This is a genomic window from Candidatus Solirubrobacter pratensis (assembly GCF_000425945.1).
In the GTDB taxonomy this organism is placed as follows: Bacteria; Actinomycetota; Thermoleophilia; order Solirubrobacterales; family Solirubrobacteraceae; genus Solirubrobacter; species Solirubrobacter pratensis.
Genome location: NZ_AUEK01000013.1, coordinates 191781 through 213149 on the forward strand (window position 1 = coordinate 191781; position 21369 = coordinate 213149).

At 74.1% G+C, this 21369-nt stretch carries 20 protein-coding genes, 1 pseudogene and 1 riboswitch; of the genes and pseudogenes, 14 read left to right on the plus strand and 7 right to left on the minus strand.

The features are described 5' to 3' along the window. The first annotated feature begins 68 nt into the window (after window positions 1–68). From H958_RS0120560 to H958_RS39125, 9 genes are all read left to right on the plus strand, one after another. Window positions 69–281, plus strand: coding sequence for a hypothetical protein (locus H958_RS0120560; protein ID WP_028060025.1), 213 nt, complete (start codon window positions 69–71; stop codon window positions 279–281). Further along, a complete protein-coding gene (locus H958_RS0120565) occupies window positions 278–3004 on the plus strand; it encodes an Agd3-related carbohydrate deacetylase (RefSeq protein WP_156028110.1) in 2727 nt (908 codons plus the stop codon). The genes H958_RS0120560 and H958_RS0120565 overlap by 4 nt, the downstream gene beginning before the upstream one ends. After that, the gene (locus tag H958_RS0120570) at window positions 3001–3327 is read left to right on the plus strand and encodes a hypothetical protein (protein ID WP_028060027.1); all 327 of its coding nucleotides are present in this window, start codon (window positions 3001–3003) and stop codon (window positions 3325–3327) included. The genes H958_RS0120565 and H958_RS0120570 overlap by 4 nt, the downstream gene beginning before the upstream one ends. Further along, window positions 3320–4786, plus strand: a complete 1467-nt coding sequence (locus H958_RS0120575; protein WP_081686105.1) for a DUF3492 domain-containing protein — start codon at window positions 3320–3322, stop codon at window positions 4784–4786. Before H958_RS0120570 ends, H958_RS0120575 begins: the two co-directional genes overlap by 8 nt. Window positions 4787–4835: 49 nt before the next feature. After that, window positions 4836–6101, plus strand: a complete 1266-nt coding sequence (locus H958_RS47740; protein ID WP_028060029.1) for a hypothetical protein — start codon at window positions 4836–4838, stop codon at window positions 6099–6101. Continuing rightward, window positions 6098–6820 carry a spherulation-specific family 4 protein gene (locus H958_RS48350; RefSeq protein WP_051324584.1) on the plus strand — a complete coding sequence of 241 codons (723 nt, stop codon included), beginning with the start codon at window positions 6098–6100 and terminating at the stop codon, window positions 6818–6820. Before H958_RS47740 ends, H958_RS48350 begins: the two co-directional genes overlap by 4 nt. 109 nt (window positions 6821–6929) lie before the next feature. Then, window positions 6930–7559: a response regulator gene (locus H958_RS0120590; RefSeq protein ID WP_028060030.1), complete on the plus strand. Its 630-nt coding sequence runs from the start codon at window positions 6930–6932 to the stop codon at window positions 7557–7559. Continuing rightward, a complete protein-coding gene (locus tag H958_RS39120; protein ID WP_051324585.1) occupies window positions 7556–8722 on the plus strand; it encodes a sensor histidine kinase in 1167 nt (388 codons plus the stop codon). Before H958_RS0120590 ends, H958_RS39120 begins: the two co-directional genes overlap by 4 nt. Window positions 8723–8819: 97 nt before the next feature. Then, window positions 8820–9218, plus strand: a complete 399-nt coding sequence (locus H958_RS39125) for a response regulator (protein WP_051324586.1) — start codon at window positions 8820–8822, stop codon at window positions 9216–9218. On the opposite strand, the gene H958_RS39130 is transcribed toward H958_RS39125, so the two are convergent. Together H958_RS39130 and H958_RS49145 are read right to left on the minus strand one after the other, a co-directional pair. Continuing rightward, window positions 9173–12061 (minus strand): amidase, encoded by a 2889-nt coding sequence (locus tag H958_RS39130; protein ID WP_051324587.1) that lies wholly within the window; start codon window positions 12059–12061, stop codon window positions 9173–9175. The two genes, H958_RS39125 and H958_RS39130, sit on opposite strands and share 46 nt — an antisense overlap. A gap of 81 nt (window positions 12062–12142) precedes the next feature. Next, window positions 12143–12253 (minus strand): annotated as a pseudogene (locus tag H958_RS49145) (LuxR C-terminal-related transcriptional regulator); the annotation flags it as partial. 196 nt (window positions 12254–12449) lie between these two features. After that, a riboswitch (cyclic di-GMP riboswitch) is annotated at window positions 12450–12524 on the plus strand. A 76-nt stretch (window positions 12525–12600) separates the two neighbouring features. Between H958_RS49145 and H958_RS43800 the strand changes: the two are divergent. Next, window positions 12601–13221 carry a CAP domain-containing protein gene (locus tag H958_RS43800; RefSeq protein WP_156028114.1) on the plus strand — a complete coding sequence of 207 codons (621 nt, stop codon included), beginning with the start codon at window positions 12601–12603 and terminating at the stop codon, window positions 13219–13221. Here the strand turns inward: H958_RS43800 and H958_RS0120620 are convergent. The 3 genes from H958_RS0120620 to H958_RS43805 are packed head-to-tail and all read right to left on the minus strand — an operon-like array spanning window position 13193 to window position 16545. Next, on the minus strand, window positions 13193–14416 hold the full coding sequence (locus H958_RS0120620; protein WP_028060032.1) for an RNA polymerase sigma factor: 1224 nt from the start codon (window positions 14414–14416) through the stop codon (window positions 13193–13195). The two genes, H958_RS43800 and H958_RS0120620, sit on opposite strands and share 29 nt — an antisense overlap. Beyond that, window positions 14413–14775: a YciI family protein gene (locus tag H958_RS0120625; protein WP_028060033.1), complete on the minus strand. Its 363-nt coding sequence runs from the start codon at window positions 14773–14775 to the stop codon at window positions 14413–14415. The genes H958_RS0120620 and H958_RS0120625 overlap by 4 nt, the downstream gene beginning before the upstream one ends. A 60-nt stretch (window positions 14776–14835) precedes the next feature. Next, complete coding sequence (locus tag H958_RS43805) at window positions 14836–16545, minus strand: GGDEF domain-containing protein (protein WP_051324589.1); 1710 nt, start codon at window positions 16543–16545, stop codon at window positions 14836–14838. Between the two features lie 94 nt (window positions 16546–16639). Between H958_RS43805 and H958_RS0120635 the strand changes: the two genes are divergently transcribed. From H958_RS0120635 to H958_RS0120645, 3 genes are read left to right on the plus strand one after another with little or no spacing between them, the layout of a single operon-like run. After that, window positions 16640–17887, plus strand: a complete 1248-nt coding sequence (locus tag H958_RS0120635) for a DUF1015 domain-containing protein (protein WP_081686107.1) — start codon at window positions 16640–16642, stop codon at window positions 17885–17887. Further along, window positions 17888–18322 carry an OsmC family protein gene (locus H958_RS0120640; protein WP_231379325.1) on the plus strand — a complete coding sequence of 145 codons (435 nt, stop codon included), beginning with the start codon at window positions 17888–17890 and terminating at the stop codon, window positions 18320–18322. It begins immediately after the preceding gene. A gap of 56 nt (window positions 18323–18378) precedes the next feature. Further along, window positions 18379–18888, plus strand: coding sequence for an NUDIX hydrolase (locus H958_RS0120645; protein ID WP_051324590.1), 510 nt, complete (start codon window positions 18379–18381; stop codon window positions 18886–18888). On the opposite strand, the gene H958_RS46530 is transcribed toward H958_RS0120645, so the two are convergent. Beyond that, window positions 18885–19319 carry an NAD(P)H-binding protein gene (locus H958_RS46530; protein ID WP_028060037.1) on the minus strand — a complete coding sequence of 145 codons (435 nt, stop codon included), beginning with the start codon at window positions 19317–19319 and terminating at the stop codon, window positions 18885–18887. The genes H958_RS0120645 and H958_RS46530 overlap by 4 nt on opposite strands. Next, window positions 19304–19558, minus strand: coding sequence for a hypothetical protein (locus tag H958_RS46535; protein WP_028060038.1), 255 nt, complete (start codon window positions 19556–19558; stop codon window positions 19304–19306). Before H958_RS46535 ends, H958_RS46530 begins: the two co-directional genes overlap by 16 nt. A gap of 148 nt (window positions 19559–19706) precedes the next feature. Between H958_RS46535 and H958_RS43810 the strand changes: the two genes are divergently transcribed. Next, window positions 19707–21329: a S8 family peptidase gene (locus H958_RS43810; protein ID WP_028060039.1), complete on the plus strand. Its 1623-nt coding sequence runs from the start codon at window positions 19707–19709 to the stop codon at window positions 21327–21329. Window positions 21330–21369: the final 40 nt, after the last annotated feature.

Genomic DNA, 21369 nt, shown 5'->3' on the forward strand with positions numbered 1-21369 from the left:
ATCCGACGACCATCGCCGTCGATGTCACGGAGGACCGATCGCCGCAGCGCGCCGCTGCCCTTCCGCGCATGACCCGCGTCCGCGTCACCGGAGGCGCCCGCTTCGTCGGCTCGCACCAGGAGCCCCGCGTCCGCCACTCGGTGGATGACCCGGCCGGGCGCCAGACGCGCGGCCTCGTCCACGCCGGCGAGGTGCGCCGCACGTGCCTGGACCCGCTGGGACAGGGCCTCGAGCGCACGCTCGGCGCCGTGACCGTTCCCGAGGAGGAGGCATCGCATTGAGAGGACATCGCGCAGCGCTGCTCGTGTTGCTCACCTGTCTGGTCGCGGCCCCGGTGGCCGCGTCCGCGTCACAAGCCGCCGGCCCTGCGCCCGGGCAGCGCATCGACCTCAAGGTGCTGCTCGCGACGCCGTCCTCTACCGATGCGGTCGCCGCGTCGTGGAAGGCGGCGTTGCAGCGCGAGGGCGTGCCGTTCGACACCTACGTGGAGAGCGCGTCCGCGCCGCTGACCGACGCGATGCTCGCCGACTACGCCGCGGGTGAGGCGAAGTACGGCGCGGTGATCCTCGCCTACGGCGACATGCTGACCCCCACCGAGCAGGCCGCGCTGACGAAGCTCGAGCAGACCTTCGGCGTGCGCCAGATCAGCGACAACGTCGCGTCCGCCGCGCACGGGCTGACGCTCGTCTCCTCCGGCGAGCAGGGCGGCCAGACCGGCACGCTGACCGCCGGCGGCAAGGTGGTGTTCCCGTACCTCACCGGCACGGTGCCGATCGCCACGCCCTCGTTCGGCTACCAGGCCAAGCCGGCCGCCGGCGCGAGCTTCGACACGCTCGTGTCGGGGCCCGACGGCTCCGCCTACGTCGGCGTCTACACGCGCCCCGACGGCACGCAGGACCTGGTCGACACGGTGCCCGGCAGCGCCACGGAGACGCAGAGCCAGCTGCTGCGCCACGGGATGATCGACTGGGTCACGCGCGGCGTGCACTTCGGCACGCAGCGCAACTACCTCGAGCTCCAGATCGACGACACGTTCCTCGGCGACGACGCGTGGATCCCGCAGGGCGGCGTCACGAACACCGCGGGCCGCACGTGCACGCCGCAGCCTGAGACGACGAGCCCGTGCCCGGAGGACCAGATCCAGCTCCAGCCCGCCGACGTCGACACCGCCGCCAACTGGATGAGGACCAGCGGCCTGCGCCTCGACATGGTGTTCAACGGCGGCGGCACGGACCCCGCGGGCGTACTCGCCGGGTTCCAGAGGCACGCGAGCGAGTTCGGGTGGATCAACCACACGTGGGATCACCCCAACCTCGACTGCTCGACCGCGCCGTTCATCACCAACGAGATCGCCTCCAACACCGCGTGGGCCAAGGCCAACGGCCTGCCGGCGGCGAGCACCGAGCTGGTCACCGGCGAGCACTCCGGCCTGGCCAACACCCGGCCGGGCAACCCGGGGACGATCGACCCGCCGTCGCTGTCGGACGCGACGGCGGGCGCGGCGGCCGGAGCGACGCTCGCCGCGGGCTCCTACGACTACGGCGTCACCGGCACGACCTCGCTGGGCGAGACGATCCCGTCGGAGACCACCGTCTCGGTCGCGGCCGGGGAGTCCGTCGCGCTCTCCTGGCAGGCGGTCTGCCACGCCGGCACCTACAAGGTCTACCGCCGCACCTCCGCGGCCGGTACGACCGCAGCGGGGGCGTGGTCGCTGATCGGCATCGTCAATCAGCCGGCGACGGCGTTCACGGACGCCGGGCCCGTCGACGTGACCTTCACCGACACCGGCGCCGCCGGCGCGGCCGGCACCCCGCCGGCGGCCAACGCCGCGGCCGAGAGCCCGTACGCGCAGAACCCCAACTTCGTCGCCGCGCTCGACGCGGCCGGCGTCAAGTACACCGCCACGGACGCCTCGAAGGCCTATCCGAACCCGCCGACCGCGGCCGTTCCCGCGGCCACGACGTTCGCCGCGGGCTCGAGCTTCCTCGACGGGGACATCCGCGCCTTCCCGCGCTATCCGACGAACATCTACTACAACACCCAGACCCAGGCGCAGGAGCTCGACGAATACAACTACCTGTACAACGCCTCGCGCGGGTGCAAGCCGATCGCCGGCGTGACGACGTGCAACACCGGCGACGTCACCTGGCAGCAGCTGCTCGACAACGAGAGCGCGGTGATGCTGCGGCACGTCATGGGCGACGACCCGCGGCCGCACTACTTCCACGAGTCCAACCTCGCGAGCTCGACGGTCAGCGGCGGCGCCCCGTTCTACGCGCTGGCCGATCAGGTGCTCACCCAGTACAAGGGCCTGTTCAACACGCCGCTGGTGCAGCTCACGCCGACGCAGATCGGCGATGAGCTGGCGCGCCAGGACGCGTGGAGCGCGGCGGTCGCCGCCGGGCACGTGAGCGCGTACCTGCAGGACGGCCAGGTGCACGTGACCACGACCCAGCCGCTCGACGTGCCGCTGACCGGGACGACCGTCGGGGACGTCTACGGCGGGACGCGGTCCGGCTGGACGAACGTCAACGGCAGCGCCGTGTTCTCCACCGCCGCGACGGCCGCGCAGCCGCCGGCGGCGGCCGGCAACGTGTCCCGTGGCTCGCGCGGGGGCCGCGGCTCGGGCAAGGCGGCGCTGCGCCTGACGAAGCTCTCGCTCTCCCCCGCGCGCTTCAGCACGACCGGCCGTCGCGCCGGGACGACGATCACCTGGACGGCGAGCGGCAAGGGCACGATCAGCGCGAAGATCCGCCGCTTGAAGGCCGGCCGGCGCGTCGGCAAGACGTGTCGTGCGCCCGCGAGGGCCAACCGCCGCCGCGCCGCGTGCACGCGGGCGGTCCACGCCGGCACGCTCGGGCTCTCCGTCACCGCCGGCAAGGGCCGGACGCACTTCAGCGGACGGCTGCGCGGCCGGTCGCTGCCTCCGGGCAGCTACGAGCTGGTCGCCGGCTCCCGCAAGGCGAAGTTCACGGTCACGACGAGGAAGGTCAAGCAGGCATGAGCACCCAGACGCTTCGCCGGAGCCGCTTCAAGCGCGGGCGGGGACGTGCGCGGCAGGACACGACCAGCGATCTGCAGGCGGAGCTGGCCCTGCTGCAGGAGGAGAACCGGCAGCTGAAGACGCGCGGGGCGCCCGACCTGGCGACGATGATGGACCGCATCCGCCGGGCGCCGGAGGCCGTCGAGGACCCGCTCGACGAGGCCGCGGCGATGCTCGCCGAGAACCTCGTCATCCGCGAGTCGCTGGTGGAGCTGTGCCGCGAGCTGCGGCGGGCCTCGGCCGAGCTGGAGGCACGCTTGCTTGCCGTGGGCGGCGATGCCTGAGCGACGCACGCGCGTGCTCCTACTGACCGAGGGCACCTATCCGTATGAGCTGGGCGGCGTCAGCTCGTGGTGCGACCTGCTCGTGCGCGAGCTGACGGACTTCGACTGGCAGGTCCTGCCGATCGTCGCGCCGCACGGCAGGCCGCCGCTGTACGAGCTGCCGCCCCACGCGCGGGCGCTGCCGCCGATCGAGGTGTGGTCCGAGCGGCGCCCCCGCGGGCGCCGCGGCGCTCGGGGGGACAGCGAGCTCCCCGCCGTGCTGGTGCGTGAGCTGATCGGCTGGGAGGGCGACACCGACGCGGTCGTCGCCGCCTGGCTACGCTGCCGCCGCGCGCCGGCCGGCGTGCGGGCGGCGTTCCGTTCCGACCAGGCATGGCAGGCGTACCTGGACGAGCTCGCCGCGGTGCTCGCCGAGCGCGTCCCCGAGGCCGGGACGCCGCCGGAGCTGGACCTGGTCGAGGCGGCCGAGCTCTACCAGACGCTGTACTGGATCGCCCGCACGGCGGCGGCGCCGACGCCGGAGGTCGACGTGCTGCACGCGACCGCCGCCGGCTGGTCGTCGGTCCCGGCGGCGGTCCACCGCGCGCTGCACGGCACGCCGATGATCCTCACCGAGCACGGCGTGTACCTGCGCGAGGCCTATCTCGCCGCCGTCCGGCGCGCCGAGAGCCCGGGCCGGCGCTTCGCCGCCACGCGGCTCGCGCGCGGGCTGACGCGCGTCGCGTACGCCTGCGCGGACGCCGTCGCCCCGGTCACCGACGTCCACGCGCACTGGGAGACCGGCCTCGGGCTGGACGCCGAGCGCATCTGCGTGATCCGCAACGGGCTGCAGAACGCGCCGCAGCCGGCGCCGCCGCCCGGGAACTCCACGATCGTCTCCGTCGGCCGGATCGACCCGCTCAAGGACATCCACACGATGCTGCGCGCCGCCGCCACCACGCTCGAGCTGGTGCCGGAGGCGCGCTTCCGGCACTACGGGCTGGTGACGCCGGGCGAGGAGGCGTATGGGCGCTCGTGCGAGATCCTGCACGAGCGGCTCGGGCTCGGCGACCGCTTCCAGTTCATGGGCCGGACCACCGATCCCGCCGGCGTGGTGCGCGACGCCGACATCGTGCTGATGACCAGCATCTCCGAGGGGCTGCCGATGGCGATCCTGGAGGCGATGGGCGAAGGCCGCCCCGTCGTCGCCACCGGCGTCGGCGGCGTGCCCGACGTCGTGCGCGGCTGCGGGCTGATCGCGCGACCGGTCAAGGACCGCGAGATCGCGCTGGCGATCGTGACGCTGCTGCGCTATCCGCAGCTGGCGGCGCGACTGGGACGGCTCGGGTACCGGCGGCTCGGGCGCCTGTTCGACCAGGACGGCTGCGTCGAGGGCTACCGGCGGCTCCTTCACGCGGCCGCCGCCGGGCAGCGCGAGCAGCCCGCCGCGGTGCCCGTGCGGCTGGCGGTGGCGGCGTGAGCGGCGGTGACGCGACCTCGGCCCTCGGCGCGAGCGGCGGTGGTTGCCGGTGAGCCAGGAGGTCGTCGAGGCGCGGCTCGGGCGCCCGCCGCAGGACATGCTCGAGGCCGCCGTGGTGCTGGAGGCGTGGGCGGGCGTCCCGCCTTCGCGCGCCCTGGAGGCTGGACGGGCGCTGATGCCGGCGGCGCCGGCGGCGCCGCGGCGGAGCACCGGCCGGCTCGCGGATCCCGAGCCGCGGCGGCGGATCGCCTTCGAGGCGGTCGCGTTCGGCGCCTCCGTGGTCGCGATCGCCCTCTGGGCCTCGCCGCTGCGCCAGGCGATCGGCGCCGGCGGCCTGGGACTGGCCCTGACCGTCGCGCTGCCGCTCACGCTCGCGCTGCAGTGGGGCCTGAGCAGCCGCTACCTCAGCCGGCCCGGCGGCGCGGCGGCGCTGACCCGCAACCGCGCCGCGCTCGCAGCCGGCATCGCCGTCGTCGTTGCGGCGCCGAGCGCGGCGCTGGGCGCCGCCGGCCTCGTCGCGGGGTTGCTGACCGTGGTCTGGGTGGGCGGAGCGATCCTGATCCGCCGCGGCAGCGCGCTGGGCTACACCGCGCTCGTCGCGGCGGCCACACCGGCGATGCTCGGCGCCTCCGCGCCTCGCTTCGTCCTCGCCTGGTTGGCCGGGACGATCGCGCTCGCAGCGCTGATCGCGCCCCGCGCCCCCGTCGGCGCGCACGCGCCGCTCGGCCGCTGGGAGCGGGCGCTCAGCTCCGCGCTGATCGGCGCCGCGCTGGGGCTGCTGCTCGTCGGCGACCGCAGCCTCGGCTGGACCGCGGGGCCGGCGGCCGCGTTCCTGCTCGTCCCCTCGATCATGGCGGGCTGCTGGGGCAGCGCGCACGTGTGGCGGCTGGCCCACGCGCTGCCCTCCTCGCTCGCGGGCGTCGGCATCGGCGAGCGGCCGCGCACGACCGCCTTGCGGGTGCTCGCGGGCGCGCTGGCGCGTACCGTTCTAGCGTGCACGGCGCTCTCGCTGATCGCGGCGCTGGCGCTCCCGCTGCGGGAGTCCGGCACGGCGCGGGCGTGCACCCTGCTCGGCTTCGGCCTGCTGGCGCTGGTGACGCTCCTGGCCGGCCTGCTCGAGTCGCTCGCCCGCGGGCGCTGGGCGCTGGCCGCCGTCAGCGCGGGAGCGCTGGTGGAGGCGCTCGTCGCTTCGCCGGTCTCGGGCGGCGCCCTGATCGCCGGGGCCGCAGTGGCCGTGGCGGTCCTGCTCCCGGCGGCCGTCGCGCCGCTGCGGCGCCCGGCGACCACGGTCGCCACCACCGTCTGGATCGCGTGAGCGGCAGGGCGCGCCTGGTCATCGCCGGGTGCGCGGGCGTCGCGGCGGTGGTCGCGGCGATCCTGCTCGTGAGCGGGGGTCGTGCCGACCAGGAGCATCACCGCGCGCTGATCCCGGCCTACCTGCCGCCCGCCGGCATCGAGCGGCTCGCGGCGCATCGCGGCAACGGCTCGGTGCTGATCGTCAACCCGGCAAGCGGGCCCGGTGCGGCGCCTGATCCCGCCTATGCGCGCGCCGTGCGCGCCGCCCAGTCGGCGGGGTGGAAGGTGATCGGCTACGTCCCCACGGGCTACGGCGCCCGGCCGGCCGCCGACGTGGAGGCCGACGCGGAGCGCTACGCCGCCTGGTACCACGTCGACGGGATCTTCCTCGACGAGGCCGCGCACACCCGCGAGCACCTCGCGTACTACCGCTCGCTGCGCGCGCACATCCCCGGGCTGCTGGCGATCAACCCCGGCGTGCCGCCGGATCGGGGGTACGAGGCCGCCGCGGACGTGATCGTCACCTACGAAGGCTCGCTCGCTGATGCCCGAGCGCGGCTGCGGCCGCCATCCTGGCTGCCTGCGGACCGCGCCGCATACCTCGTCCATGGCGCGCCGGAGCGCGAAGCGCGGGCGCTCGTGGAGGCGCATCGCGCCGGCTACCTCTACGTCACCTCCGGCACGCTGCCGGACCCGTGGTCGGCGCTTCCGCGCTATCTCGACGCGGAACTGCGCTGACCCGTTCGGGGAAGAGGCGGCCTTTCTCTCTGCCCTCATTCATCGGGAGCGGTCAAAATCTGCCCGCGCCCATGCCGGCTTTACGGAGCAATTGACCGTGGGACGGCGCCTGAGAGTCCTGGTCTCAGACGACCACCCCCTCTACCGCGACGGCATCGCGCGGGCCGTGCGCGACCGGCTCGAGCTCGAGCTCGTCGCGGAGCCAGGCGACGGCCGTGCCGCGCTGGAGGCGATCCGCGAGCTGAGCCCCGACGTCGCCGTGATCGACCTGCGTCTTCCCGGGCTCGGAGGGATCGAGATCCTCAACGCCGTCCGGCGCGAGAACCTGCCCACGCGCGTGCTCGTGCTGTCGGCCGCCACCGACGGCTCGGTCGTCCACGAGGCGATGTCGGCCGGCGCGTCCGGATATCTCGCCAAGAGCGCCGACCGCGTCGAGGTGTGCGACGCCGTCGCGGCCGTCGCCCGCGGTCAGGCGGTGCTCGACCGGGAGCTGCAGGCGGGGCTGCTCGAGGAGGTCCGCACGCGCGGGACGGCCGTCGAGCGCCCGACGCTGACCCGCCGCGAGGCCGAGGTGCTGCGACTGATCGCCGACGGCCTGTCGGCGCCCGCGATCGGCCGCGAGCTGTTCCTCGCGCCCGCGACCGTGAAGACGCACATGGCGCATCTCTACGAGAAGCTCGGCGTCGGGGACCGGGCGGCATGCGTCGCGCAGGCGATGCGCGTAGGCCTGCTGGAGTGACGGCGGCGGATCCCGGCGCCGTGCCGGATCCCCGGTCCACCGCTCGCGGCATCGCGCTGCTGCGCCTCGCGTTCGTCCCGGTCGCCGTCGTGCAGACGCTCGACGCGGACGTCGACGCGCGCGCGTTCCCCGCCGTCCTGACGGTGTTCGCCGCCTACGCGATCGCCACGCTGGGGGTGACGCTCGCGCGCGGGCGCCGCGAGCCGCTGCCGCTCGCCGCGGCGCTCGCCGACCTCGTGCTGATCGCGGCGCTCGTGTACACCTCAGGCGGCGCCCGCTCCCCGCTGTGCTTCGCGTTCTTCGCGATGCCGATCGCCGCCGCGCTGCGGCTGACGCCGCGGCTCACGGTCGCGTGGGCGGCGCTCGCCGTCGGCGCGTACCTCGCCGTCGCGCTCCCCCACTCCGGCACGCATCTGCCCGGCGACCTCGACGTGGTCGCCGGCGAAGCCCTCGCGCTGGCCTGGGTCGGCGCCGCCGCGGCGATGCTGTCGGGGCTGGTGGAGCGGCGCGAGCGCAACCTGCAGGGACTCGCGGCGGCGGGGCGCCGGCTCGTCAGGGAGGCGCTCGACGCCGAGGCGCGCGAGCGGCGCCGGCTCGCGCAGGCGCTGCACGACGACGCGATCCAGAACGTGCTCGTCGCCCGCCAGGAGGTGTCCGACGTCGCGCGCGGCGTCCCGCAGTCCGCCGAGCGCGCGCGGCACGCGCTCGACGAGGTCCATCGCCAGCTGCGCGAGGAGATGTTCGCCATGCATCCCGTCGGGCTCGAGCGCGCGGGGCTGGCCGCCGTGCTGCGCAGCTTCGCCGAGGACGCCGGCCGGCGCGGGCGCTTCGACGCGCGCGTGGACGTCGATCCGGCGGCCGCCGGGATGCACGACGAGCTGCTGATGTCGACCGCGCGGGAGCTGCTCGCCAACGCCGCGCGCCACGCCGGCGCCACGCGCGTCGACGTGTCCGTGCGCGTCGGCGAAGGCCGCGTGCGGCTGACCGTCGCCGACGACGGCGGCGGCTTTCCCGCGGCGCGGCTGGAGCAGGCGCTGGCCGCCGGGCACATCGGCCTGGCGTCGATCGCCGAGCGCATCCGCGCCGTCGGCGGGCAGGTCGCGATCGACAGCCGGCTCGGCGGCGGGACCGTCGTCGACGCCAGCGTTCCCACACGTGGCTGACGTCACGTATCCCCCGATCGGGTGATCCCGCGCCCCTCCCGCTTTGGCTGCGCCCGGCCGATGTTCAGACGCGCCGCGAGTGAGCATCGTGCCCGCCATGGTCACCGTCGTCGTCGCCGACGACCACCCCGTCTACCGCGACGGGATCGTCAGGGCGCTGCTGGACACCGGCCGTTACCGGATCGAGGCCGAGGCGAGCGACGGCAGCACCGCCGCCGAGCTGATCGAGGCGCGGCGGCCGGACGTCGCGCTGCTCGACCTCGGGATGCCCGGGCTCGACGGCCTGGCGGTGCTGCACCGGCTGCGCCGCGGCGGCGTCGGCGTGCCGGTCGTCATGCTCACCGCCTTCCCGCACGCCGAGCTCGCCGACCAGGCGCTGGCCGGCGGCGCGGCCGTGCTGATCGGCAAGGACTGCTCGCGCGAGGAGATCGTCGCGGCGCTCGACGCCGCCTACGGGCTCGTCGTCGACAGCGTGAACGTCACCGTCCGCGAGTAGGTCCCGGTGCGCAGCGCGTCGGTCTGGCCGATGTGCTGCCTGAACCGGATCGCCACCGGCGCGTTGGCGACCGGGCCGGTCCACGACGCTGGCGCGATGTCCACGCGCAGCGGCTCGGGCAGGATGAACGCGCCGTTGGCGAGATGGCCGGGGTCGGAGACGCTCAGCATCGCGTCGCCGGCCGTGGAGATCACCTTGGCGGCCGTGTCGGCGCTGTACTCCGCGTCGAGGCCCGGCGTGAAGGCGCCGAACGTCGCCGGGGCACCGAGCGTGAGCGCGAGCGTGGCGGGCACGGCTCCGCCGGCGGTGCCGGTGGCGGAGGATTCGTACGGCAGCGCCGGAACGGTCGTGGGCGCGACGTGGCCCTTGCCGTCCTTGCCGGCGAGCCGCTCGTACGCGTAGGCCATGCCGACGAGCTCGCCGTCGTCCCACGCGCGGCCCAGCAGCTGGAGGTTGATCGGCTGCCCGTGGTCGTTGTAACCGGCCGGGAACACGACGGTCGGGATTCCGGACGCCGCGCCCGGCGTGTCGCGGCGGCCGAAGCTCGCCTTCCCGCCGCCGCCGTCGTTGAGGCTGATGTCGCTCAGCAGGCCCGGGTAGACGACGGCGTCGACGCCCTTGTCGTCGGCGCCGAGGGTGTCGAACCACGCCTTCGCGTTGGCTTTGTAGTCGGTGCGCCATGCGCGGCGGGCGGCGATCTCGTCCGCCGTCATGCGCGGCGCGGGCGCCACCGCGCAGGCGCTCGGGTCGGCGCGCACGTACCAGACCTTCTTCTGCGAGCAGCTGACGTCGACGGCGTTGCGGATCTGGAAGCCCTGCTCGGCCAGCTCCGGATGCGCGTCGATGTACTGCATCCAGCCTTCCTGCGACGTGTTGCCGGTCGGGTTGGTCGCGGGCGCGACGGGCGCGTTGGTCGCGTCGCCGACGGTCGTCCCGACCTCCACGATCGTGGCGCCGGCGTCGGTCAGGTATTTCAGCGCGGCCTTCGAGGCCGCCACCGTCCCGGTCGTCCCGAACGGGTCCTCCCACGTCGACGGGATGTAGCCGATGCGCTTGCCCTCCAGCGCGTCGGGCTCGAGGACCGAGCGCCAGTCGGCCGGGCGCTCGGCGTCGGCGGGCGCGGTGGCCGGGTCCTCGGGGTCGGTGCCGGTGACGGCGTTGAGGATGTCGGCGAGGTCGGGCACCGAGCGCGCCATCGCGCCGCCGAAGTCGGTCAGCCACGACAGCGGCATGATGCCGGTGCCGCTCTCCAGCCCGTCGGTGCCGCGCAGCGTGACGAGGCTCGCGCCGGACGCCGGCCCGTAGAGCGAGTCGCCGGTCTGCGAGCCGAGCGCGGCGGCCGCGAAGCTCGCGGCGGTCGCCGTCGCCGAGCCGCCGGAGGACGCGATCGCCGACTTCGACGGCTGGAAGGCGTTCCACACCTGGCCCCACGGGTCGTTGGAGTAGTTGCCGCTCGTCGCGTACTCCTCGAGCGCCGCCTTGCCGATGATCACGGCGCCGGCGTCCCGCAGCCGCGCCACCTGGAACGCGTCCTTCTTTGGCCGGAAGCCCGCGAACGTCAGGCTGCCGTTGGTCGTCGGCATGTCCTTGGTGTCGTAGAGGTTCTTGATCGCGATCGGGATGCCGAGCAGCGGGCTGCGGTCGCTGGCCTTGCGCTTGGCGTCGGCCGCCTTGGCCTGCTCGAGCGCATCGCTCGCGACGACCTCGTAGGAGTTGAGGCCGAACTGGCCCTGGTCGTAGACGCGGATGCGGTCCAGGTAGGCCTGCGTGATCGCCTGCGAGGTCGTGAGGCCCGACTCCATGTCGGCGCGCAGCTGCTGGATCGTCTTGTCGACGACGTCGTAGCCGGAGCTCGACACCGGCTTCGGCTTGGCCGGAGCCGCGATGCGCGGGATCGACCCGGCGCTCGCGCAGCCGGCGGCGATCGAGAAGTTGTCGATCGAGCAGACCTCGGCGGGCATCAGGCCGGTCAGATCCGGCCTGGCCGCGAGCGTGCCCGCCGTCGTCTCGACCTTCAGGCGCTCGGCGTCCGAGCCGGCCGCCGTCACGCGCTGCCCGAGCACGATGAAGTGCAGCACCGACTTCGAGGCGCCCGCCGGGATCGTGACCGTGTTCACGTAGGCCTGGAAGTTGCCCTCGTGCCCGCTCGTCGCCAGCGGGTTGTCGAACGTGTCGTAGAGCCAGTTGCCGGTGAACGTCATCGCGCCGCCGAACGGCGCCGGCGTGCCGATCACCGTCGCCTGCGGACCGCCCACGAGCGTCGTGCCCGACAGCGGCGTCGCGACCTCCGCCCACGTGTCCGCGGCCGACACGGCCGCGTCGCCGCTGGAGGTGTTCACCAGCGCGCTCGAGTTGCTCCCGGACGCGCTGTAGCCGGACTGGCCGCCGAAGGCGACCTTGATCGTCACCGGCGCGGCGGTCGTGTTGGTGAACGTGTCCAGCCAGCGGCCCCAGCTCGCCACACCGGCCGCCGGGGCACGCTCGATCCGCACGGCGCGGGCGATCTCGATCCCGCCGAGGTCGACCGCCTGCGTCGTCTTGAAGCCCGCGTCGCCGTCGTAGGTGAGCCCGAAGCCGCGCATCAGCTCCCCGTTGAAGCGCGGGCTCGACGGCACCTTCACCTTGATGCCGCCGTAGCCGTTGATGGTCGTGCTGTAGGCCGGGCTCTGCCCCGGCCCGACCTGCGTGGCGCGGATGCTGCCGGTGTCGACGCGCGGCGGCGCGACGTCCTGGACGCCCCACCAGGTGCCGTTGGAGTCCGAGACGTAGTTGAAGGCGGCGGCGGGCGGCGCGAGCGCGAGGGCGGCGAGCAGCGCGCCGGCGGCGATGGCAGGCGATCTCATGGGGCGCGGATCATTCACGTCACAGCGGGTCCTCAGATATCGCCCGGCGGTCCGATCCCGCTCGACCGCCGGTCGAGCGCTTCAGCGCTTGGCTTCCTGGACCAGCAGCGCGATCTGGACGCGGTTGTCGGCTTCGAGCTCGGCGAGCAGGCGCGAGACGTGCGCCTTGACGGTCGCGACGCTCATGTGCAGCTCGGGCGCGGGGGAGTGGGTACGCGCCGGGTCGACGCTGCTCGTCTGGCTCGGGATCCCGCTCGCCATCGGGGGGTGGCGGCTCGCCCGCGGAGAGATTCGGTGACCCGGGCTCAAGTCAGGGGTCGAACGGTCGTCCACAGGGGTCTCAGCCCGATGCGGCGGCTGCCGATTATGTGAGGGACAAGGTTCTTCCCTCCCGAAAGGGCAAACCGTCCGCGAGGGCGGGGCGCAAAGCCACGGGGCTCTCCGAGCTAGCCGGGCTACCGAAGGAAACTCGTGCCAGGCGGCACGTCGGGTCGGTGGGAACCGCTTGACCCGCTCACAGACCACGGAGGTCGTCCGCCGTGCCCGCCGCCCGCCACTTGATCACCGCAGCACTCGCCGCCGCGATGCTGGTGGTGCCCGCCGCCGCCCACGCCAAGGCGACGCCGAAGAAGCACAAAGGCCCTACGGCGACTGTCGCGCTCGGCGACAAGCGCCCGCCGCGCGCCCGCGCCGCGCAGGAGTGCGCCAACGCGAACCTGATGCCGACGGCCGACAACCTCGACGCCGTCCGCGCCGCCGTCCTCTGCCTGCACAACCAGATCCGCGTGTCCAAGGGCCTGCCCGCGCTCCACGACAACGCCAAGCTCCGCAAGGCCGCGGCCGGCCACTCCGACGACATGGTCACCGAGGGCTACTTCGACCACACCGCGCCCGACGGCGACACGTTCGTGGACCGGATCCTCTCGGCGCGCTACGCGAAGCAGACCGACGGCTGGTCGCTCGGCGAGAACCTCGCCTGGGGCACCGGCGACCTCTCCACGCCCGCCGGCGTCATGAACGCCTGGATGAACTCCGCCGGCCACAAGGCCAACATCCTCAAGCGCAACTACCGCGAGATCGGCATCGGCATCCACCTCGGCGTCCCCTCCGACGCGGGCGTCGGCGCGACCTTCACCGCCGACTTCGGCGTGAAGAGCTAGCCGCCTTCTCCTCCAGGTAGCGCCGCTCGGGCAGACTGGTCGTGCGGCGCGCCGCCTCGCGGTAGGCGGCCTCGGCCGCCGCGTCTTCGCCCGCCTGCTCGAGCAGGTGGGCGCGGACCGCGAAGAAGCGATGATGACGGCCGACGCGGTCGTCGGCCTCCAGCGTCCCGAGCAGGTCGAGGCCCGCGCGCGGGCCGCGTGCCATCCCCAGCGCGACCGCACGGTTGAGCGTCACGACAGGGTTTGCCGCGACCCGCTCGAGCAACTCGTAGAGCGCGAGGATCTCGCGCCAGTCGGTCTCCTCCGCGCTCGCCGCCTCGGCGTGGACGGCGGTGATCGCGGCCTGCAGGCGGTAAGGGCCGAGCGGCCCTTCCGCGAGCGCCGCCTCGACGAGCGCGACGCCTTCGCGGATGGCGGCGTCGTCCCACAGCGAGCGGTCCTGCTCGGCCAGCGGGACGAGCCCGCCGTCTGGCGCCGAGCGCGCGGCGCGGCGCGCGTCGGTGAGCAGCATCAGCGCCAGCAGCGCCGTGACCTCCCCGTCGCGGGGCAGCAGCGCGTGCACGATGCGCGTGAGCCGGATCGCCTCGGCGGTCAGGTCGGTCCGCAGCAGCACCGGGCCGGAGGTCGCCGTGTAGCCCTCGTTGAAGATCAGGTACAGCACCTGCAGCACCGCGCGCAGGCGGTCGTCGCGGTCCTCTGGCGCCGGCGCGGCGAAGGGGACGCCGGACTTCTTCAGGGTCGCCTTGGCGCGACTGATGCGCTGCGCCATCGTCGCTTCGGGCACGAGGAAGGCCTGCGCGATCTCGGCGGTCGTGAGCCCGCCGACGGCGCGCAGCGTGAGCGCGACCTGAGACGGCCCCGAGAGCGCCGGGTGGCAGCAGAGGAACAGCAGCGTCAGCGTGTCGTCGTTGTCGGGCCCGGGGTCGGTCGCGAGGTCGAGCGCGAACACCGTCTCCTCGCGCCGCACGCGCGCCGCCTCGGCGCGCAGCTCGTCCGTCAGCCGCCGCGAGGCGACGGTGATCAGCCAGCCGTACGGGTTCTCGGGGACGCCCTGCTCCGGCCATTGGAGCGCGGCGGCCAGCAGCGCCTCCTGGACGGCGTCCTCGCACGCGTCGAAGCGCCCGTGGCGGCGCACGAGCACGCCGAGGACCTGCGGCGCCAGACGGCGCAGCAGGCCCTCGAACTCGGTGCTCACACCTCGCCGCCGGACGTGTGCATGACGGCGCGCACCTCCATCGCGCAGTAGCGCGCGTCAGGCCAGCGCGCGGCGATCTCGATCGCCCGCTCCTCGCTCTCCACGTCGACGGCGAGGTAGCCCGCGAACTGCTCCTTGGCCTCGACGAACGGCCCGTCGGTCGTCGCCGGCGCGCCGTTGCGGACGCGCACGGTGCGCGTCTGGGAGGGATGTGCGAGCGCCTCGCCGCCCACGAGCTCGCCGGACTCCTTCAGTTCGGCCATGATCGTGCCGACCTCGTCGAAGATCCCGTCCAGCTGCTCGCGCGGCAGCGACTGCAGCGCGTCGGGGTTGTTGTAGATCAGCAGCATGTACTTCATGGCGTCCTCCTAGCGGTCGGTTCACCCGGAGGTCGGAGCCGCGCCCCAGTTCTCTACAAGCTAGACGCGAGGCGAGGGATGGCGCACGAAGCGGCGCTCGCCCTCGCGCACCCAGCCGCCGCGGGCCGTGCGATTCTTGCCGCTCCGCTTGGCCTGGTAGAGCGCGACGTCGGCCGCCTCGATCAGCGAAGCGGGATCCGTGACGCCGCCGTCGGTCGCGCTGACGCCGATCGAGACGGTCACGTGCAGCGTGCCGCCGTCCGGCAGCTCGACCTCCAGCCGCTCGACCGCCTTGCGGATCGCCTCGGCCGCGGTGTAGGCGCCGTCGAGGTCGGTGCCCGGCAGCACGACCGCCAACTCCTCCCCGCCGTAGCGGGCCGGCTCGTCGGTGACGCGGGCGAAGCGGCGCAGGATCTCGGCCACGTGCTGGAGCACGAGGTCGCCCTGGAGGTGGCCGTAGGTGTCGTTGACGGCCTTGAAGTCGTCGAGGTCGATCATCGCGAGGCCGAGCAGGCCGCCGGTGCGGTCGGCGACCGCGCACTCGTGCGCAAGCGCCTGCTGGAAGCGGCGGTGGTTCGACAGCCCGGTGAGGTCGTCGCGCGTCGCCTGATCACGCAGCGCGTCGTGCAGTGAGAGGTTCTCCATCGCGACCGCGGTCTGCCGCGCCAGGTAGCCGAGCAGCGCGCGCTCCTCGGCCCCGAACTCGCGCCCGCGGCGCGCGACCGCGAGCATGCGATCGCCGTCGAGCGGATGCGCGATCGCCACGTGGGAGCCCGCGCGCACCGCGCCGAGCGTCCGGCCCGCGCGCGCGGCGTCCTCGGCCGCCGTCAGCACGTCGACCGGCTCGCGCAGCGAAGGCTGCGCCGACCATGCGATGTCGCCGACGCGGCCATGGTCGGCGTCGAGCGCCTCGACGGCGGTCTGGACCATCAGGTCGAGCAGCGCGGCACGGTCGAGCTGGAATGCGAACGCCTCGCCGATGCGCCGGATCGCGCGGTCCAGGCGCGCGTGCTCGCGGCCGAGCGCTTCGACGTGCGAGACGGCCTGCTCGATGCGGCTCCGGCGGTCGCGCGCCAGCGCCGCGAGCAGCGCCACCAGCGGCAGCGAGAGGAGGAAGCCGAGGTGCCCGGAAGCCGCGAAGGCGAGGCCGACGGCCGTCAGGCACGCGTCGACGCCCCAGACCACGGCGAGCACGCGGGTCTGCAGCGACGGCGGGATGCCGCGGCCGAGCCACTCGCGCGCGGTCGCGACCGTCAGGTCGGTGACGCATTGGGCCACGAGGGCGAGCGCGAGCGTCGGCCATGTGTCCAGCCGCGCGGCCGGCTCGCCGGCCGCGAGGAAGACCAGCGCGGGCCCGGCGGCGTGCCAGGCGTTGCTCACGCTCACCACGAGCCGCTCCGGATGCGGACGCCCGATCGCGCTCCCGGCGACGAGGCCGACCGCGACGCACAGCGGCACGAGCGGCGCCGGCAGCAGGTAGAGCATGGGGACGAGCACGAGCTGCGTCGGCATCGCGTAGCCGGCGCCCAGGTACAGGCGCACGCGCGAGGCGAGCGCCAGCGCGGCGACCAGTCCGGCGGCGACCCACGGGTCGGCCGAGCGCTGCGACGGCACGGCCAGCGCGAGCACGAGCGCGACGACGGCGAAGCCGGCCGCGCACACGGCCTCGACACGCACCTCGCGCCGCGTCAGGCGACGCGGGCGGTACGGGCGCCAGTGCTCCAGCAGCCGCTCGACCTTGGACCGCTGGCTGTCTGCGGAGTCCCCCACGCGTCCGCTATCGGCCGACCGATCCCGAACCTTTATGGACGCATGTGCGAGGAGCCCAGCCTGGCGCCCTCCCCCGCGCTAGCCTGGCCGTCAGATGGCAGACGTCCAACCTCTCCACGCGCTCCACTACGACCTCGGTCGGGTGGGTGGCCTGCAGCCGGTGGCCGCCCCGCCGTACGACGTGATCGACGCGCGGCAGCGCGCCGAGCTCGTCGCGCGCTCGCCGTACAACGTCGTCGAGATCGACCTGCCGCAGAACGGCGGGGATCCGTACGCCCACGCGGCGGATGTGCTGCGCGGCTGGACGACGGACGGGATCGTCGTGCGCGACCCGCGGCCGGCCCTGTGGGCGCTCGCGCAGGACTACACGGGACCCGACGGCCGTGCCCGCACGCGCCACGGCGTCTTCGCGCGCGTGCGCGTCGAGGACTACGGACCCGGGCGAATCCGCCCGCACGAGCGCACTCATCCAGGTCCGAAGGAGGACCGGCTGCGGCTGACGCGCGCCACGCGCGCCAACCTATCCCCCATCTTCAGCCTCTACGACGATCCCGCCGGTGCCGCGTGGCGCGCGCTCGCGCCCCATCTCCAGGGCGAGCCCTGGGGCGAGGTCACCGACTCCGACGACACACGCCACCGCGTCTGGCGCGTCGAGGACGTCGCCGCGATCGCCGCGGTGCGCGAGGCCCTGGCCGGCGTCGAGCTGCTGATCGCCGACGGCCACCACCGTTACGAGACCGCACGCGTGTACGCGCAGGAGCCGGGCGCCGCGCCGGGCTCCGATCATGTGCTGATGTGCCTGGTGGCGCTGCAGGATCCCGGGCTGACCGTCTTCCCCACCCACCGGCTGGTGCTCGGCCTCGACGAGGCGCGCAAGGCCGCCCTGCGCGAGGCGCTCGAGCGCGACTGGGACAGCGAGCCGGCGGACGAGCTCGAGCCGGCCTCGAGCGACGCCGTGCGGATCGGCTACTACGACGGCGGCGGGGCGCGGATGCTGACGCTGAAGGACCCGGCGATCGCCGCGGCCGCGCTGCCCGGCAAGCCCGAGCCCTACCGGCGGCTCGACACCGCCGTGCTCGAGGCGCTGCTGCTGAAGGGCGCCCTCGGCATGACCGAGGACGACATCTCGCATCTCGACGGCCTCGACTACGCGCGCACGGCCGCGCAGGCGCGCGAGCGCGTGGACGCGGGCGATGCCGACGCCGCCTTCTTCATGGCCCCCACCCCCGTATCGCAGGTGCGCGACGTCGCGGCGGCCGGCGAGAACATGCCTCCCAAGTCGACCTACTTCTTCCCGAAGGTCCTCACCGGGATGGTGTTCAATCCTCTGGAGGAGTCCTAGATGGCCCTGATCAACCGTTCTTCCGGCTCGAGCACGCGCGCGATGCGCGCCACCGCCCAGCAGCGCGAGGGCTACACGCACGACATCACGGTGGGCAACCACCAGATCACCGCCGACGAGCCGGCGGACCAAGGCGGGCACGACATGGGCCCGAGTCCGCAGGAGCTCCTATCCGCCGCGCTCGCGTCGTGCACCGCGGTCACGATGGAGATGTACGCCAAGCGCAAGGGGTGGAGCGTGGAGGGCCTGGAGGTCGAGGCCCGCTACTCCCCCGCCGAGCGCGGCTGCCCGACGCGCTTCGAGCTCGTCATGCGGATGCCGCCCCACTTGAGCGAGGAGCAGGTCGAGCGGCTGCAGGTGATCGCGGCGAAGTGCCCCGTGCACCGCACGCTCGAGGGCGAAGTGGCCTTCGACGAGCGGGTCGAGCTGAGCTGAGCGCGCTCGCGGAGCAGCTGGACGGCGTCCTGCTCGCGCCCGAGGAGGCGCTCGCGATGCAGGTCCAGGGCGGGCGCGAGGAGTCGGCCGTGCTCGTCCCGCTGTTCGCCGACGCGGGCGGCGCGACCCACGCCGTCTTCACCGAGCGCCGCCACGACCTGCGCCGCCATGCGGGAGAGATCTCGTTTCCCGGCGGGCGGCGCGACCCGGGCGAGGAGCTGATCGAGACGGCGCTGCGAGAGGCGCACGAGGAGATCGGCCTGCCGTCGGGCGTGGTGCAGGTCGTCGGCGCGCTCGAGCCCGTGGGCACCTACGTGACCAACTACGCGATCTACCCCTTCGTGGGCGTGATCGAGCCGGGGTTCGAGTGGGTGATCGGCGAGGCGGAGGTCGCCCAGGTGCTGGAGCTGCCGCTGGCCGCGCTCGTCGCGGGCGCCGGCGAGCGTCAGATGAAGCGCCGCGGGATCACGTTCCGCACGCACACCTACGAGGTCGGCTCACACGTGATCTGGGGCGCGACGGCACGGATCGTCGCCGACCTCCTCGAACGCCTCAGAGGTCTTTAGGTTCCCAGCAGGCGGTCGACGGCGGTGGCGGCCGCCGCGCCGTCGCCGGCCGCGACGACCTCGAGCGGGATCCTCCACGTGTCCGCGCACGCGCGCGCGAGCGCCTCGCCGTGCGGCGTGCCTTCGTAGACGAAGCCGCGGACGGGCGTGTCGACGAGCTTCTCGAACATCATCCGCAGGCGGCCGTCGTGCAGAGCGGGAGCGGGCGCGGTGCCGAGCAGCCAGATCACGATCGTGACGCCGGTGAGCGCGTCCATCAGCGTCGCGATCCGGTCCGGGTCGCCGACGTAGGGCTCGGCGCCGGCGGCCGCGATCGCCTCGGCCTTGGCGGGATCGCGCGTGGTGCCGCGCACGGCGTGCCCGGCGGCTCGCAGCTCGCGCGCCAGCGCCTGGCCGCGGCAGCCGCAGCCGACGATCAGGACGCGCGCCACTCGCGCTCGACGTCTTCCCGCGTGCGCGGGGGCTTGCCGCGGCGGGCGCGGATCTCGTTCTGCGCCTCGATCATCTGCGCGACGTCGTCGATCTCGCTCTCCGCCTCGGCCTCGGGCGAGCGCGTCGGCCGCCAGTCGAGGATCTCCACGGCCGAGCGCTTGGAGAAGAGTCCCAGCAGCACCGTGGTGACGACGAAGAAGGCGAGCAAGCCGCCGCACACGACCGTGAACACGTCCACGGGGGCGAGTGTATGCGCCCGCACGGGCGAGTGGGCGCGAGTCAGGGGGCGGCCACGAGCGGGTCGGCACCGCCGCCACGAGGTTCAGCGGCGCCCGCTAGCCTCGTGTCTGCGCTCCGATCGGCTCGCGGGCGTGTTGCCTTCCTTCGTGACCCGACGCCCCGCCATTCTCGCCGCGCTGATCGCGCTCGTCGCCGCACCGGTCGCGCAGGCGGACGAGCTGCCGATGAAGCTGCCCGGCGACGCTGACGCCGCTTCGGTGCGCGCGGACGCAGACACGTGGATGGTCGGCGCGCGCCCGGACGCGGCCTCGGCCGCGATCGCCCGCCGCTACGGCGCGCGCCTGGCCGGCGCGCGCGGGACCGGCAGCTACGTCGTGGCGAAGTCGCGCGCCCGCGCGTTCGCCCGCGCGCTCCGCGAGCGGCTCGTCTACGCCGAGCCGAACGCGCTGACGCGGCTGGACGCCGTGCCCGACGACCCGCTCTCGGTGCCGCCCAACGACTGGCGCCGGACGGTCGCCGACCCGTCGATCGACCCGCCGGCCGTCACGCCGCAGAGCCCGCTGATCGCCCTCGTCGACGCCGCCGCGGACACGACGCACCCGGAGTGGGCGAACGACCCGAACTTCACCACGATCCCCGGGACCCCGGTGACCAACCTGCACGGGACGGCGACGGCCGCGGTGGCCGCCGCGCCGGCCAACGGCACCGGCATCCTCGGCGTATGGCCCGGCGCCCGCGCGCTCAACGTGCCGCTGAAGACCGTGCCGGGCACCGACGGAGAGATCAGCTGCGCCGCGTCCGCCGCGGCGATCGGCCAGGCCGTCCAGGCCGGAGCCGCCGTGATCAACATGAGCTACGGCTCGACGTCGGAGTGCACGGCGGAGAAGATCCAGATCTACTACGGCATCGCCAAGGGCGCGATCCCCGTCGCCGCCGCCGGCAACGAGTTCGAGCAGGGCAACCCGCTCGAGTTCCCCGCTTCGCTCCCGCACGTCGTGACCGTCGCCGCGACCGACGCCGGCGGCAAGAGCGCCGCGTTCTCGAACGCCAACGACGCGGTCGACCTGAGCGCGCCCGGCGTCGCCATCCTGACTGCCGTGCCGATCGCGCTGGACGACGACGGAACACAGGACGGCTACCAGGCCCTCTCGGGCACGAGCTTCGCCGCGCCGATGGTCTCGGCCGCGATGGCCTGGATCCGCCAGGCTCGGCCGGATCTCAGTCCCGACCAGGCAGTCCAGGCCGTGCGCCTCTCCGCCCACGACCTCGGTCGCAAGGGCTGGGACGCGCTGACCGGCTTCGGCCTGCTCGACGTCCGCGCCGCGCTCTCGGTGGCGAAGAGCAAGCTCCCGATCCACGACCCGGCGGAGCCCAACGACAACCTCGTCTGGGTCGACGGCCGCGCGTTCGGCGGCAAGCCCGCCGCCGCGATCTGGTCAGGCGGCCACGCCGTGCGGCTCAACGCGCTGCTCGACAAGGAGGAGGATCCCGTCGACGTCTACCGCGTCGTGCTCGGCGGCCGGCGCTCGGCGCGCATCTCGGCGATCCCGCGCTTCGGCGACGTGTCGCTGTCGATCTTCCGCTCCTCGGCGGTGTCGATCAACGACACGCGCGGCCGCGCCGCCCGCTCGAGCCGCTCGGGCTCCAAGACCACCGAGCGGGTCACGATCGTCAACCGCGGCAAGAAGGCGCACTCCTTCTACGTCGAGGTCGAGCCGCAGGGCCGGTCGGTCTATCAGGACCGCGCGTACACGTTGCGGATCGGCTGAGGCCTCGCAGGGTCGCTGGTCGGCCTGGAGCTCGCCGGGC